Below are 16289 nucleotides of genomic sequence, written 5' to 3'. Positions count from 1 at the left end.
AGCCGCATTTTGAAATTTATTGGCGATTCGGTATTTTCATTACTCAATGCTGATACTTACGCAGCCGATTAATACTTTTTCTTCGCGAAAATAACCCGAGCCAGAATATTCAGTAACAATACACACAGGGTAATTAGCAGCACCCCTGCCCAAGCCAGTTGTTGCCATTCGGCAAATGGGCTCATGGCAAATTTAAATATAGTAACCGGCAAGTTAGCGATAGGCTGGCTCAGATCAGTGCTCCAGAACTGGTTGGAGAGCGATGTGAACAGCAAGGGTGCTGTTTCACCGGCAATACGTGCTACCGCGAGCAAGATGCCTGTCAAAATACCGGAGATAGACGCTTTCAGCGTAATAGCCGATATCATGCGCCATTTCGGTGTTCCCAGGGCATAGGCAGCTTCACGCAGGCTATCTGGTACCAACTTGAGCATGTTCTCAGTAGTACGGATAACAATCGGCACTTGTAACAGCGCCAATGCAATCACCCCAGCCCAACCGGAGAAGTGCTCCATCTTGGCAACCACGATGGTGTAGACAAACAGACCGACCACGATGGAAGGTGCTGATAGCAAAATATCATTTATAAAGCGGGTAATTTCCGCCAACCAGGATTTACGGCCATATTCAGCCAGGTAAATCCCCGCCATGATACCCAGAGGGGTGCCAATGACTGTGGCCCATAAGATCAATAAACCACTGCCGGCAATGGCGTTAGCCAAACCACCACCCGCGGTATTGGGTGGCGGAGTCATCTCGGTAAACAGCGCCAAAGACATGCCGTCAATTCCTTTGGTCACGGTGGAGAACAAAATCCACACCAACCAAAACAAACCAAACGCCATGGTAGCCATTGAAAGCAGTAAGGCTATACGGTTCTTTTGGCGACGCCAGGCCTGCTTTTTACGGCGGGTTTCCAGTAGCGTCGCATCACTTTGCATATCCATTGTCGCCATCTTAGCGCCCCTCTTTCTTAGCCAGACGCAAAATCATTAACTTAGATAACGCCAGCACGATAAAGGTAATCACGAACAATATCAGGCCCAATTCCATCAGCGCGGCAGTATGTAAACCGGACTCCGCTTCAGCAAACTCATTCGCTAACGCAGAGGTGATACTGTTCCCTGGCATGAAGAGTGAGAAACTGTCGAGTTGGTAGGTGTTACCGATAATAAAGGTCACTGCCATGGTTTCACCCAAAGCGCGCCCCAGGCCCAGCATCACACCGCCAATCACACCGTTTTTGGTGTAAGGCAGCACAATGCGCCAGATAACTTCCCAAGTGGTACAGCCAATACCATAGGCTGACTCTTTCATCATCACCGGGGTTTGCTCAAACACATCGCGCATAACCGCTGCAATGTAAGGAATAATCATGATGGCCAGGATGACACCTGCGGCCAGAATACCAATACCGAATGCCGGGCCTGAGAACAACACACCCACAATCGGGATGCCAGACATCACGTTGCCGACGGGTTCTTGGAAATAGCGGGCAAATAAGGGAGCGAAAACAAACAAACCCCACATCCCGTAAACAATACTAGGGATAGCCGCTAATAGTTCGATAGCCACACCCAGTGGGCGTTTTAGCCAGTTAGGGGCCAGCTCAGTCAGGAACAAGGCAATACCAAAACTGACCGGGACTGCAATAAGTAAGGCGATAACAGAGGTGACAACTGTGCCATAAATCGGCACTAATGCACCAAACTGCTCAGCCGGGGCATCCCATTCTTTGGTCCACAGGAAAGCCCAACCAAATTTTTGAATACTTGGCCAAGAAGCAACAATCAATGAAATGATAATGCCGCCCAGCAGAAATAGCGTAATCAGCGCAGCCAGTTTAACCAGCGCGCTGAAAATGATGTCACCGTATTTGCTCGGTGCTTTGGTAGTCGGCTTATAATCAGCCATAGACTCTCTTCTCATCCGGGTGTTAATTCCCTTCGTACTTGAAGCCGCAGGGTTATTGGTTATGTTCGCTCACCCGAATCACTGACCTGAGTCAGCTCATCGGGGTTCGTTCACTTGCCGCCTACCTGCAACTTCAATTACTTTGGGTATATTAAATCAATATCTTATAAATAAATTATTACAGGCAAAACTAACTTCAATCAGAAGATTGGCTTACCGTTGCTGTCTTTAACATTGGTTTTCCAAGCTGCACGAACCTGTTCAACCACTTCTTTTGGTAATGTGGCGTAATCCAGCGCATTAGCTTGTTCAGCACCGTTTTTGTATGCCCAATCAAAGAACTTCAGTACTTCAGTGCCTTTAGCCGCATTTTTCTGCTCTTTGTGCACCAAAATGAAAGTAGTAGAGGTAATTGGCCAAACATCATCACCTTTCTGATTGGTTAAGTCTTGAGCAAACGTTTTGCTCCAGTCTACACCTTTGGCCGCAGCGCTAAAGCTTTGCTCTGTTGGGCTGACTGGTTTGCCATCGGCTGAAACCAGTTTGGTGTAAGCCAGGTTATTTTGTTTGGCATAAGCGTATTCCACATAACCAATGGCACCTGGCAAGCGCTGAACAAATGCCGCAATACCGTCGTTACCTTTACCACCTAAACCGGTCGGCCAGTTAACCGTTGAGCCTGCACCCACTTTCTCTTTCCACTGCGCATTCACTTTAGCCAGATAGCTGGTGAATACGAATGAAGTGCCAGAACCATCAGCACGGCGCACCACTGCAATATTTTGATCTGGCAATTTAACGCCCGGATTCAGCTTCACAATCGCCGGGTCATTCCACTTCTTCACATTACCCAGATAAATATCACCCAGTGTTTTACCGTCTAAAGTCAGTTCACCAGATTTGATGCCAGGGATATTAACGGCCAGCACCACACCACCAATCACAGTTGGGAATTGGAACAAACCTTCAGCCGCCAGCTTATCGTCTGCTAATGGCGCATCAGAAGCACCGAAATCAACAGTATTGGCAATGATTTGTTTTACGCCACCTGAAGAGCCGATCCCTTGATAGTTAACTTTGTTACCTGTTTCTTTCTGATAAGAATCTGCCCACTTGGCATACACCGGCGCGGGGAATGTCGCACCTGCACCTGTCAGGCTTGCAGCAGCGAACGCGGACACAGTGGTCATAGATAAAGTCGCTGCCACAATGCTGGCTACGGTGGTACGCATCAGTTTCATAATCCCTCCTAATGGGATATTAGAATTAACTCTATACCAAAGAACCTGGTATTGCAGGATGGGCTGAGTAATGAACCAAGCTAACAACGCTGCAACTCAAGTACCAAGTGTATAAATTGTTTTCATCAGATTAAGTATGGTGCAGGAGGGAAAATAGGACAGTTTAATGACAGAAAAATGTATGAAATATTACAGTTATATGACAAGCTGCTGGTGTTAAAATAAAATCATTATTTATCATTAGATTAGACTATTTTTTATCTTTTTATTTGTAATAACTTCAGTTGTGATCGTGGTTGGTCACCGCTTTCAAGTAGCGTTGCGCTGTGGGTTCGATACGACGAAATCGTTTCTGATAAAATAACGTCGTTTTTTATCACGTTTAATCCATTATATTAACGAATGAATTCAATTGAATAATGTTGTATTTATGCTCAGCGCTGAGCATATTCAACAAATTGGATGAGTAAACGTAAGATAAAAGAATAAGGAGAGGAAACTCAATAAAAATACGAATATAAAGCCTATTATTTCATTCTCATCACCATCCTGCTGTGCACATTTTCCCAGACGGCTTCCCTCTATTCTCTATTTCCTCAGTGGTTTTTTTTTGCATTGCTGCTAACATTATTTTCTAGGGTTACGATACTGAGTAACACTGAATTAATTTACTCTATTGAACACCGTCACCATTTTAATAAATTTTCAATATTACACACAAAAAAATCATCGTCTCAGGAGAAAATATTTCTGTCTTAACAACATATTGGCTCTTTCCGAGCCAGACTCTCGGGTAGAACAAGTAACCAACGCGGCTACCTACATAAAACTGGCAGCATACGAAAGATAGAAAATATAAATTTTCAGTCAATGCTTTTGAGTTACTAAGCCAACATCTTGTTTTATTACGCTGAATATTTGTCTCTATATTCTATCAAACGCCCTATGCTTTAGAGAATTTTCGTATAGATAATCACAGCAAACTCATTGGGAAATGATATTATGCAATCTGCAACTATGCCCTCAGGAAAAAATAGTTTTTCTGAAAATAATATTATTAGCAGTGTAATTAATAAATATGCAAACACCGGTGTATTTATAATTAATACCAACGATCCGCTGCTGGTGAAATTTTATGATATTCAACTGGGACTGGCAGGTATCAGCCTCGTTCGTTGTCCTAATTTCAGTCAGCTCTGGGCAAACCACAAACTGGCTAAATATGCCGTCAGCTCACTGGCGATGGGGGATAGCGATAGCGCACAACAGGTACACAGCATCGTCAGCCTGGATTCTACTGATGGGCAAACGTTCTCAGCAAATGCCATTGGTTCGTTGCCGGTGTCAGCCGTAAACATCACGCAAACCTTAGGTATTTTTGACGAATCAGGCAGCCCTGCGGGAACAGTACAATGTAAAAAGAACTATATTTATACTGCTAATTGTCCCATCCAGGCTAATGGCACCTTCCCGGCCAGTTTAAAACAAACCCGCTATCCGGTTAATATCATCTATACCTTCGCCCAAACGGTGAATAACCAGACAGTTTACGGGGCCGAAATTGTTACCACACAAAGTTACCCAAAATTAATTCAAAATGATTCACCTGCTGATTTAAATAAAAATAATCTGATAAAAATCTGTCTGGCCCGTCAAGAAAGCGACTGTGACTACTTTAATAATTTTGACGGCAATGTCACCGTACCGATAAAAGGCAGCGTAACCTACTTCGGCAATATTGATTTAAATAATGGCAAGCCTATAAACGCGTATAACTCAATTTATCTGGTCCGCGAACGTCAGGGCGGCGATCCGATCACCCCTGCCAATGACTTTAATTTCTTTGACGACGCTAAAACCCGAATTAATGGCAACGTTTTATCGTGGGATCTAGACTGGCTTAAATTCAAACGTCCCGATTTTGATTCCGGTGAGCGGGTTTATTATATCTTTAAAGTGACATTACAAATTGAAGGAGCGAGTGTAGCCAGTTTTATTACCAATGCTCCCGGTCCGTTCGATCCTGAACAGCGCTTTTTAAATACCAACACACTAAAACCCATGCAGATTACCTATGGTTGTTTAGGTAAAGGCACTCCCATTTTGATGCAGGATGGTAAAGAAAAAGCCATTGACGACATCTTTATTGGTGAATGGGTGCAATCGCAGGATGGGCGAGCGTTAAGAGTCGAAGATGTGATTACCGGCACGGAGCAAAACTATCTTGAGATTGAAGTCAGGGATAGTAGCGGCCAGCTCAAAACCCTTATCACCAGTCTGGGCCACCCCTTTTGCACTACCACCGGAGTGAAACTGGCGAGTGAATTGACTCTGACCAGTCGACTGCTAACCCCAGAGTGTGACTGTGCTATCAGCCGTATCAACAAACAACACGGCGAAATTGAGGTGTACAACCTGCACCTTTCCACTGACGACCCCATCAAAGATCTGACAGAAAGTAGCAGCACCATGTATGCCACAGGCGTGCTAGTTGGCGATAGCACGATGCAGTATCACTACGAAGAGGCCTACCACCATCGCTCGGTGAATATCCTAAACCAGCTACCGGAAGAATGGCGTCAGGATTATCAAAACCATATTAAAACCATAAGGTAATTGATTGATATGTTTATTGGTTATCCTGATTTTCAGCAAATTATCACCGATGACAAGCTGCGCGTCGTTGCCGTCTGTCAGCAGTCTGATGTCTATTATTTATATCCAGAACCCTTCGTCCTGATTGCTGGTGATCCGTTGGCCTTTGCACTGGATGTGATCCTCAGCCTAAGCAGCAACATTATCTACGGCGACCTTGATTTTACCGCTGAGCTACAATTTGCCAGCGGCGGCGCACTTGAGGCATTCAATCGCCAACACCCAGGGAAGGCTATCCAAGGTTTGCCGGTTATCCCCTATAAGCTAAGTTTCCGCTCACCACCTGACCATGATTCAGCATTAACCCATCAGGATTACGATCCGACCTGGTATTCGGCGCAGTCGATTCAATTTTTGATCTCGCTTGATGCAGATACCACGCAACTGATGAAAAAAACGTTGCTGGATAATATTGTTGGCTTTAATGCTCGTATCGATGGCTTTGTCGAAGGTGTATCGCCACGGCTGAACTACACACTAGATTGCGATCCCGGCCAGTTAATTGCCGAACTGGCGGCCAATGTTAAAGACGCCCAACCGGTGTCCAACAACCGGATCGCGTTTCCCTACATGTTGCTTACTCAGTACATGTACGAAAATCTGTCCCGGCTACCGCTGCTAATCTCGCCAGCCTTCTCCTCAACCAACCCGGCAGAAGCGCTATTATTCGCGCAGGCTTTGCTCGATCGTCTGTTCAACACGTTGGGATCGCCCTATATCGGTAACGCCAACACCAATACTACTTATATTTGTCTGTTGCTCCCCCAGAAACAGCGTCGTCTGATAATTGATTTAAAACGCGTTGAGCTAACCCAGCGCCCCATCTGCTTTTTATTGGATCCCTTTGCCACGGCACAACAAATTGCCAAAGAGGCTCCCGAACAGGTTATCCACCAGATAACCGCACCTGCGCTGCCAGACGGTAGCCTGCGGATTAACATCCTTTACGCTGTCCCACAGGGTCTTAAAGACGGGGCGTTTATTGATATACAAATCATTTTACCTCCGGGCGAGCTTTATCCTGCTGGACAACAGCAAACCCTGCTATTGATACCCAGTCAGAGTTATTTGGCCTTCACATTTATTAATAATACGTTCAGCTTGAATGGCGAATATCAGTACCACATTCGCGTTAGCTACCCAACCGCCAATGGATATCTCTCCCTCGTCAGCGAGCAACGAACCAGTAATAACAAAATACTGACGCTGGATTATTCCAGCCTTCCTTGTCAGTTCCTGGCCCCATTCCCGAACGAAACGCAACAAACCATCATGCGTTATGCAGCGAGTAGATACTCTAAAAATACCTCATTCGGTGAGCTGTATTCCAGAGATTTGCGCCCCCGAGTGTTGAGGATGTGCTCCAGTCTCGCAATATCTTCATCGCTGACGCCATTAAAATCGGTTCCTTTCGGATAAAACCGCCGTATCAGACCGTTGGTATGCTCATTCAACCCCCGCTCCCAGGAATGATAAGGCCGGGCAAAGTAAACCTTTGCGCCCGTTACCTGAGTGATGTCCTTATGTTTCGCAAACTCGGGTCCGTTATCTGCCGTCAGGGTTTTAAACTCGCAGAAAGTATTCGCCACGATGTCCCTGAACGCTTCCACGACGCTCTCAGCGCACTTATTGGGGAGTTTACGGATAATGACCTGCTTTGTGGCTTTGTCCACGACCGTCAGCAGGAATGACTTCTGGTCTTTGCCAAAAATCGTATCGATTTCAACATGCCCGGGAACCTGTTTGAGTTCAGCCTCAGCAGGCCTGTGCTCAATGCCCCATTCCCGAACGAAACGCAACAAACCATCATGCGTTATGCAGCGAGTAGATACTCTAAAAATACCTCATTCGGTGAGCTGTATTCCAGAGATTTGCGCCCCCGAGTGTTGAGGATGTGCTCCAGTCTCGCAATATCTTCATCGCTGACGCCATTAAAATCGGTTCCTTTCGGATAAAACCGCCGTATCAGACCGTTGGTATGCTCATTCAACCCCCGCTCCCAGGAATGATAAGGCCGGGCAAAGTAAACCTTTGCGCCCGTTACCTGAGTGATGTCCTTATGTTTCGCAAACTCGGGTCCGTTATCTGCCGTCAGGGTTTTAAACTCGCAGAAAGTATTCGCCACGATGTCCCTGAACGCTTCCACGACGCTCTCAGCGCACTTATTGGGGAGTTTACGGATAATGACCTGCTTTGTGGCTTTGTCCACGACCGTCAGCAGGAATGACTTCTGGTCTTTGCCAAAAATCGTATCGATTTCAACATGCCCGGGAACCTGTTTGAGTTCAGCCTCAGCAGGCCTGTGCTCAATGCCAACCCTGTCCGGGATGGGCGTGCGTCCGGGCTCACCCGTATCATAGCGATAGCGTTTACCCCGGTGAGGGAGCTGAAGGTAAAGCTTACCGCCAGCCTGTCTGTCCGAACGGATATAGCGGTAGAGGGTATTTTTGCTGACGGCGATATCAAACTGGATTTTCAGTCTCCCAGAGATAACCTCAGGGGAGGTATGTACAGCCAGCGCCTGCCGGAGAAAGTCTTGTGTCTGCTGGCCCAGAGGGAAACAGGCATTGTGTGCCGAGGTGGCGCCCCGCCGTTGTCTGGCTAAGGCATCAGCGCGTCTGGAGGAGTAAAGTCCGTTGAAAGCGGGGTCCGTATTACGCCTGAGCTCCCGGCTCAGGGTAGAGCGAGAGACGCCGAGCTCTCTGGCAATGCAGGACTGATTAACGCCTTCAGCTTTTCGTTTTTCGATGTAAAAGCGCTCATGCTGAGTCAAATGTTTTCCCTTCATGCAACAGGGTCTCCGACAGGGTCAATACGGCTATTTTATCCGTACCTGACCGGTGGGTCACTTTGTTGCATTTCGTTTGGGAATTGGCGATGGCGTAGAATTAAAAAGCGATACTCAGGTATTGAATGTTTCCACGCAGCCAAAACCTTTTATTTATCCAGTAGGCATGAAGCCAGAGAATCCCATTTATTTCACCACCAGTTATTATACCCGGGATGGTGGTAATTTTACTTACATCGAACCAGGTATTGAACCATCTCCGCAATTGCCCGGATATGGTGGCACCCGTGCGAACCAGATTCAAATAATGAATGCCTTACCGAGGAAAACGACCTACTCCATATTTTTCATCGCACCGAAGAAAGATGTACTAATTATCATCTTCGACATGATGGTGAACTATAAGACCTACAAGTTTAAACAGACTAAATCGATTAATCTGGAAGAAAAAGATCTCGTGGATACCACCACCCGCCGCGACCTTACCTTCGAATTTTTACCCGATGGCACAGATGACATTCCTGAAATCACCTATAGCGGCACCATTATTTACAATGATGAGCGCGATCCCAAGCCAATTGAGGGCAAGGTAACCGGTTCATCGGTCGCGGTGGTGGTGAAGTGTTAATGGCCCGTCATTCTTCTGGTGTAGCGGCGGCCAGATGTGCTGCCTCTGAACCGGCCCTCCCGTTGAGGCGGTGATGAACAGTGTTCATTACTATTGGATAGGCAGAGCATCGGTCATTGCATTGATGACTGATGCTCGGTTGATTGTTTTTTATTCAACATGGACACCCCCATGGATAACAGAATAACGGAACAAACTATCGGTTTTATTAATGCAATGCCAGGTAGCCAAGTTTATTATTATAGCGCGTTGGCACCCAGTATTTTGGTAAATGAGCAGGCTATTCCCGAAGTGCATTATCAAATATTCAGGAGCAGCGCCACCGCACAACCGACGACTTACTACGCAATACTCTCATTGCAGACACAACTGAACAGCAGTATGGCTGCAGCACAGGCAGCGGCGCGGGATAATCCCGATATTCCGCCGGACGCGACCCTGCTCCCCTTACAAATTATTGCCAGCACTGCCACGCTCTGTATTCCACAAGCTATGCCTCAACTGCTGAATCACACCTCGCTGGGGAATAATCAGTTTTGCTACATCATGGCCGCACTGACTGATACGAATGATATTGAGCGAATCGTCGCGCTGCTTCAGCAACCGGAATCAGCACCGATTGCCGTCAGTTATAAAATCGACTACCTGCAACAATTACCCCCCTCAACCTTTGAACTTGATGCCCAATGGGATCAGGTATATGAATATCTGAAAATCTCATTCGGTTTTAATGCGCTGATTTTTTCTTTTAATATTGATGATATTTCCGAAACCTTAATCAGTAATAAGCTGGTTACTATCAAGGTAAGAAATACCAATCCCGACCATTATATGAAACAAGCCACGGCTGAATTGAGCACGATTCTGACTTGCGAATTTTTCACCCCAGTATTTGGTCAAATAAAAACAGCCCCTGCGCCTAAATTTGGTTTCCAATTACAAAACATCTCAGTTAAAGATATTGATAAACGTACGCTCAGTGCCCGAATCACCGAAACTACGGTAGTGCGACGATCTCTCTATCCTCAAGCGCTTTTTGCCACATTGGTTAGCCAGAGCCATTATGATGCCATCGACGTCGTAAGCTATCACGAGCTTCAGGATGATTTTTTCTCTTACCGCAGCATAAAAGCTCAACTGCTGACATCTGAGTTAGACGAAAATATTCAATTGGTGGCGCTCAATTTGACTTATGGTAACACGCGGTCCCCGTTAGTTTTTTCCAGAAATAATATGGCGGCCAAAACGTTCCATTTTTCCGCCATTATCGACCCTGTAACAAAAAAAATGTCCTGGCCGGTGGAGTATCAGTTCACATTATATTTTAACCATCCGGTCGGTGGTGTGATGTTTGTCAGTTCAGCCATCATGAGCACATCCTTAACCGAAATTTTTTTAGACATTGAATCGTTATATAGCCGTTATCATTTCGTTATTGCCACAGAAAAAAGATTCAACTGGGCATGGTATACATCAATATTGGTAAATATCACCTGTACCCATATTGAAAACAAAGAAAACAGCACATCAAAAAACTTCCACATCACCGAGAAAAAACCGTCAGAAGAATACAGCATCATGCTACCAGATCCTGAATGCTATACTTTTTCGGTAATCAAAGAATATAGCATTAGCGCTAACACTCCCCATATACCAGTAAGGTTAGACCAACCCACCAGCCAGGATGTCAGCATATCTTCACGACTCTATAAACAAAGAACGCTGAAAATCACCCCAGCTTTTGACTGGGAAAGAATCACACAGGTTCTAGTCAATGTGACTTACTGCTATAACCAATTCGCCATGAACACGTTAAAGGAAGCATTTTATTTCTCTGAAGACCAGTCAGAACCTGCATTATTTAGCGCAGATCAACCCGACCCGACATTACTGTTTATTAATCTCGACATCATGATTATTGATAATGACGGCGGCGTTGAAAATAAAAAACTCATTACCGATGAAGAACAGATCAATATTACTAACTGACCATGAGGAAATATCATGTTATTACTGAGAGAAAAAACCGCCACGATTAAAAACATCACGTTTTTTTCTGATGATTCAGATGAAAACCAATTTTGGTATTTGCCCGGTGATATTCATATTGCCGTACGCGATGGGAAACCGGTATTTTCATTAATTAAATACACCGGTGATGACGCCAACCAACAGGGCGGGTACATAAACTTTGAGGTCAATACTGCCGTCGATGAAGGCGAACTCAACACCGCGTTTACCGATTACCTGAATAAACTGAAGATCAAGCCGAAAAATGCCCGTAAAGCGCCAGTACCGTTTAATAATGGTACTGTGAACTTTTTTGTTCTGGATGCACAAAATTCCAACGGCCAGTTGATTAGCGCACAAAGCTCTAGCCTATTTGGTAATAACACCGCCATTTTCAGTGCCAAACTGACGCCACAACAGGCGGTTATTCTGGAGGCTGCGTTTAATCAAGCGCAGGCACCAGCGGCGGTGGCTTACAACCTCACTTATACCGGTATCACCCCAGCATTGAAAGTGGATGTTACAGCGGAATTTGACAGCGTTTATAAGGAATTCGGTGCTAAGTTTGGCATTAATATTCCTATTCCGGTCGAGACACCGGCAAGTTTTTGGCTCGGCTTTGACAGCGTGATTAAGAAACTGGAGCAAGATCAAAAACTCGTGATTAAAGTGACCGAAAGTATGCCCGGCGATCAGGCGACCAAAGAAAAAGAGTGGGCATTACAGTTTGTCAAAGAAGAACTACTAAAGATATTTTTCAACGCAACCATTAAACCAAACGCAGAAAGTAATGAGCAGGCAAAATCAGCCAGCGCTTCCATTCTGGAATCATTGATTGGCAGTAAAGATGAAAAAGGGAAAGGCGGTCTTTTCCCCTGCGCATCATTGGAATTAAAAGTGGTCAACATTACCGAGCATAAAACCTTATCCTTTAACTACACTTCATCAAAAGCGATTACTCAGGCCGCCGTACCACAAAACTTTATCGGCACCGACACGTTAAAAGCCCAAAAAGATAAACCTTATTTTATTGAAGTAAACGTCAATGATCCGTTCTTTCAGAAAATCGAACTGCAAATCTTCGGCCCTGATGGCTTTGAAGAGTTCGGTATCAAAGCGGCAGCATTTCAAGCCAGCTACAATAACAATGTCTATACCAGTGATGCCTTTACCGAGGACGGTAAAGAATGGCGGAAAAATATTGCCAGAAGCAAAGACAAAAATGAATTACTCGATATTCAAGGCGAGTTTATTTTTAAATCAGCGAGCAGCTCCGGCTGGGAAGGTAACAGCAGCTATCAGTCAAAATTCAAAACCGCTTCTACCACCATCGGTCTCGATCCGAGTAATTTACTCACTTTCAATGAAATTGATATTTTCCTCGATCGCCAGTTCTCCTGGGATAAATACAATCAGGTGCTGGTTGAACTCACTTATCTTGATGACAAAGAACAAAAGAAAACCAAGAAGTTCTCCTTTAATCCCGATAAAACCAAAGCGCAAACCTTCAAGTATCGCTGCCTGACAGAGAAACCCTGGACGGTTCATTATACGATTACCTATCTTGAGGTCGGCGGGCATACCCGGTTGGTCGACGGTACAGATAATCCGCCTGCCATCGTTATTCCGACATGAGCTACGGTAAATAATCATGGTTGAACGCGTTGCGGTGTTACCAGCGGCATTGGACGCCCTGGTAACCACTTTATGCCATCATGTGCCGGATTTAGCAGGCACGCTATTACCCGACATTCACCGTTTTAGCCAGAAACGGATGGCATCGGGGCTGCTGTCTGCGGCATTTAATACCAGTCTATTGGCTTATAACGGTTGCCCACTGGAGTTCACGACATCCAGCATAAAACCGCAGGCTGTGGCTTGCACGTTTGATACTTTTCTCCCGCTATTCACCCAGGCTCGTGATATTGGGGCCTTCAGTGCGGAAAATTACCCACACGCCTCGTCAGACTCGTCTGCATCCTGCTTCGCACACATTGCTCGAATACAACGGCCGGATACGCCTACCCAAGCGCTAAAATTTGGCTCATGGTTGGGGCGGAAATATACCGCTGACGGCATTAAAACCAAGGTTTACTCCGAAGTACCGCCAAATAATCAAGCATTAATCGCTCTGTATGCCTCCCCGCTAAATCACGCCAATAGCGATTATCCCCTGCATCAGTTAACCGCAGCCGGACTATCGCTGTTGATGATTGGCTATTACCCAGATAACCCTGACACACCAACTGAATATTATTATCAGTGGCACAGCGCAGAAATAACGCTGGCAGACATTGCCAACGTTATGCGGTTATTTGGTATTGAACGTGGGTTTCCTCCGCTGGCCGCGCTGCTCAGGCAGGTATTAGCTAACATGCCTAATCCAGATGAATTCCCCGCCACCACCTATGGTTTCAGCCTGGTCTATAACCATCGACGCCAGTTGGAAAGTTTTAGCCTGTTTACTATGGCGCCGCGCTTTTTAGGCGGCAACGCGCAGGCTGCCATCAAGATTGGTGAGCTATTGCAGCACGTGGCACAGCCCATGCCGCTGCTACAAGCGTTGCTCAAGGAGAATGTGCCTCTTCAGTTTAATGTCATCGGCTTTACGGTTGATGCACAGGCAAGGTGCGGCGTCAGTTGTACCTTCAGCCCGCAGAACGACCTTTGGCGCGAGGTTGCCCTACCAGACCGTAGCCCGCCGCCGCCGCGCGGCATGTCGCCAGATGCAATCCTCCGACAACAGCAATCAGAAAACGGGGCATTCCTGTCCAGCGTCAGAACACCCGACGGCCAGTGGCATCAGGATGCCAATGCTTTTGTCACTGCTCAGGTATTAAGGACGCTCGACTACACCGAGCAAACGGCTCCCTATATTGATCGCGCGCTGGATTTTCTCGCTAGTTGTGAAACCCGCCCCGGTCATTTCAGTTTCTGGCCTCGTCACGCTCATCCCCGTTGGATGAACGGCCAGATGATTGACGCCGATATTGATGACACGGCGATAATTACCGAAATGTTATACAAATTTGGCCGTATTTCGCCTGACGCCGTTCGCCTGACGCTGATTGAGATGAATGGCTATCAGCTACAGAAGGTTGATGCCCGACTTACCGAACTACAGCATCAATGGGCTGAATGTCAAACCTTCCACACTTGGATGAAACAAAATAATGAGATTAGCCAGCTCGACTGCTGTGTTAATACCAATGCGCTAATTTTACTGTATCGTTTTTATGGCGAACAATGCGCAACCCTACCGGCTTATTATCGTATTATCACCATGCTGAATAAAGCCGTCGTCTGGAGCCAAAACGAATATCAGAGAATAACCCAATTAACCCCCTACTACGCTCATCCCGCCGAATGGTTGTCCACACTTGAATATGCCCAAAATATCGGTATCGATACACTATCTGACATTATTACGCCGTTAAAAAAATGGCAGCTTGCCAATAGTGCTAGGGAAATACCACTCTATCGTCGTCACGATGGGCAGTATCTGTGGACCTCATCCTATTTATCAGCGCTAAGGCGTTGTTCTGTTCTCTATGATACGAAGGATACCTATGAACATCTTTCTCAATGATCTGGTCACGCTAAACAAAATTATTCTGGAAAACGCGCAGCAGCAGTTTACCGACAATGTTAATCTGACCAGAAAATTACGGACAACTCTAACGCCATTATCCGATGAATTGATAGCACAGGTCAGTACCGAGAATGTCTCTGGCGAAATACGCTATCAGATTGAAACCATAACAGATGGCATTAGTTGGACGATGGTACTGAGTTTTTTTCTCAACAAAAACATTCAGGAAATGCCTTATGTAGTGCTCAATTTCAATCAGTTTGGCAAATTCAATGAAATGATATTTCAGGACGTGGCACTCAAAGCTGAACGGCAATATCAGGCTCAACTAAAACTAACCCGACTTGAGCAGCGAGATGCGTTATTAAGAGCCTTATCCAACTACGATGCGCAAACCACGTTGGTGATCGCCATCAAATCTGATACCGGCCTGCTGAATACTATTACTGATCCTAAAATATTTTATTTTGCGGAAAATTATTATCCTTATATCTACCGCGGCATTGCGCCACCGAATCCACGTTTTGAATTAATTCTCACACCAATAGAATATCATCAATACTGGTATAACTATTATCAGGATAATATTCGTAAAGATTATCTTTATTATTTACCCGATACGTTTCAACTGGCCAGTAACAGCAATGACAATAATAAACCCATGTTGTCGATCTCCTTTTCTGCACCAGAAGGGGCAACAGAGGTGGCTCAGTTTAATGTGACCTTTGACTATTTCTTGCTACCCAAGGTGGGCAGACAACGCATTAGCGACGCCGAAACTACCTTTATCCAATCCCAGCCACAGGGTAAGTTGATCCCTTTTTCCAGTGCGCATAGCCTTAAACTACGGTTGTCATTACCGGCGGGGAAAACCGAAGAAACCAACGCAATAGTAAACCTGCAAAGCGGTATTATTGATTCGTTCACGCTGCCATCGGCGCAGTTTGCAAAAATTTGGGATGCGCTGTTTGATACCACGGCACAGCATCTGTTGCTCAATGGCGAGCTGGAAGTTAAACAGGAAGGCTTTAGCCCTGACAATATCCCGGTACAGCTCAGGATGCCGGTTGCATATAAAAATAATCCCCAGCTGTTTATCGATAATTCCACCCCAGTTGAAATTGTCAAAACGCTGAAGTTTATCAGCAGCCAGGGTGCTTATGATCCCACCGGCCCGAACCCCATAGAACAGATACTAATCAGCATCAACCACCAGACGATAGCACTGAATAGCGAGCAGCCTACCAAAACCTTAGAAGTGAAAGTGTCGGCCTTGCAACTCATTCTTAATCCGCAAGAAAAGCTGATCTACCATTATGATGTGCAGATTCATTACCAGGATGGGGCAAGGAAAGAGCTTAGAGATTTAACCTCGACCTTCGAAATTATTTATGTCCCTTGACACTCTCCCAACGACGCTGTGGCATTAAAGTGTCGTTGGGTAATATATTGTGTTTTTAT

At 45.7% G+C, this 16289-nt stretch carries 11 protein-coding genes and 1 pseudogene; 7 read left to right on the top strand and 5 right to left on the bottom strand.

The window, feature by feature from the left end; all coding sequences use genetic code 11:
* Window positions 1-68: 68 nt before the first annotated feature.
* From pstA to pstS, 3 genes are all read right to left on the bottom strand, one after another.
* Window positions 69-956 carry a phosphate ABC transporter permease PstA gene (pstA, locus tag ACWJJO_RS22745; RefSeq protein ID WP_005186725.1) on the bottom strand — a complete coding sequence of 296 codons (888 nt, stop codon included), beginning with the start codon at window positions 954-956 and terminating at the stop codon, window positions 69-71.
* A gap of 1 nt (window position 957) precedes the next feature.
* Window positions 958-1914: a phosphate ABC transporter permease PstC gene (pstC, locus tag ACWJJO_RS22740; protein WP_005186724.1), complete on the bottom strand. Its 957-nt coding sequence runs from the start codon at window positions 1912-1914 to the stop codon at window positions 958-960.
* Window positions 1915-2114: 200 nt separating this feature from the next.
* Window positions 2115-3155: a phosphate ABC transporter substrate-binding protein PstS gene (gene pstS, locus ACWJJO_RS22735; RefSeq protein ID WP_083161568.1), complete on the bottom strand. Its 1041-nt coding sequence runs from the start codon at window positions 3153-3155 to the stop codon at window positions 2115-2117.
* Window positions 3156-4157: 1002 nt separating this feature from the next.
* Here pstS and ACWJJO_RS22730 point away from each other — a divergent pair.
* Window positions 4158-5771: a Hint domain-containing protein gene (locus tag ACWJJO_RS22730; RefSeq protein ID WP_481091545.1), complete on the top strand. Its 1614-nt coding sequence runs from the start codon at window positions 4158-4160 to the stop codon at window positions 5769-5771.
* Between the two features lie 9 nt (window positions 5772-5780).
* Window positions 5781-7229: a hypothetical protein gene (locus ACWJJO_RS22725; protein WP_481091544.1), complete on the top strand. Its 1449-nt coding sequence runs from the start codon at window positions 5781-5783 to the stop codon at window positions 7227-7229.
* Here ACWJJO_RS22725 and ACWJJO_RS22720 read toward each other — a convergent pair.
* Window positions 7205-7609, bottom strand: a pseudogene (locus ACWJJO_RS22720) (IS30 family transposase); the annotation flags it as partial. The gene ACWJJO_RS22725 and the pseudogene ACWJJO_RS22720 overlap by 25 nt on opposite strands.
* 14 nt (window positions 7610-7623) lie before the next feature.
* Window positions 7624-8598: an IS30 family transposase gene (locus tag ACWJJO_RS22715; RefSeq protein ID WP_481090518.1), complete on the bottom strand. Its 975-nt coding sequence runs from the start codon at window positions 8596-8598 to the stop codon at window positions 7624-7626.
* A 52-nt stretch (window positions 8599-8650) separates the two neighbouring features.
* On the opposite strand from ACWJJO_RS22715, the gene ACWJJO_RS22710 reads away from it, so the two are divergent.
* The 5 genes from ACWJJO_RS22710 to ACWJJO_RS22690 all read left to right on the top strand — a co-directional run bounded on the left by ACWJJO_RS22710 (window position 8651) and on the right by ACWJJO_RS22690 (window position 16230).
* Window positions 8651-9226 carry a hypothetical protein gene (locus tag ACWJJO_RS22710; RefSeq protein WP_481091543.1) on the top strand — a complete coding sequence of 192 codons (576 nt, stop codon included), beginning with the start codon at window positions 8651-8653 and terminating at the stop codon, window positions 9224-9226.
* A 171-nt stretch (window positions 9227-9397) separates the two neighbouring features.
* Window positions 9398-11215 (top strand): hypothetical protein, encoded by a 1818-nt coding sequence (locus ACWJJO_RS22705; protein ID WP_372569824.1) that lies wholly within the window; start codon window positions 9398-9400, stop codon window positions 11213-11215.
* Between the two features lie 15 nt (window positions 11216-11230).
* Window positions 11231-12871, top strand: a complete 1641-nt coding sequence (locus ACWJJO_RS22700) for a hypothetical protein (protein WP_372569823.1) — start codon at window positions 11231-11233, stop codon at window positions 12869-12871.
* A 16-nt stretch (window positions 12872-12887) separates the two neighbouring features.
* Window positions 12888-14825: a prenyltransferase/squalene oxidase repeat-containing protein gene (locus ACWJJO_RS22695; RefSeq protein WP_420073200.1), complete on the top strand. Its 1938-nt coding sequence runs from the start codon at window positions 12888-12890 to the stop codon at window positions 14823-14825.
* On the top strand, window positions 14806-16230 hold the full coding sequence (locus ACWJJO_RS22690; RefSeq protein WP_481091542.1) for a hypothetical protein: 1425 nt from the start codon (window positions 14806-14808) through the stop codon (window positions 16228-16230). The genes ACWJJO_RS22695 and ACWJJO_RS22690 overlap by 20 nt, the downstream gene beginning before the upstream one ends.
* The last annotated feature ends 59 nt before the right edge of the window (window positions 16231-16289 follow it).

It is taken from the genome of Yersinia antarctica, from assembly GCF_056636475.1.
The sequence above is the reverse complement of the archived record's forward strand: the minus strand, read 5'-3'. Positions and strand labels throughout refer to the sequence as shown.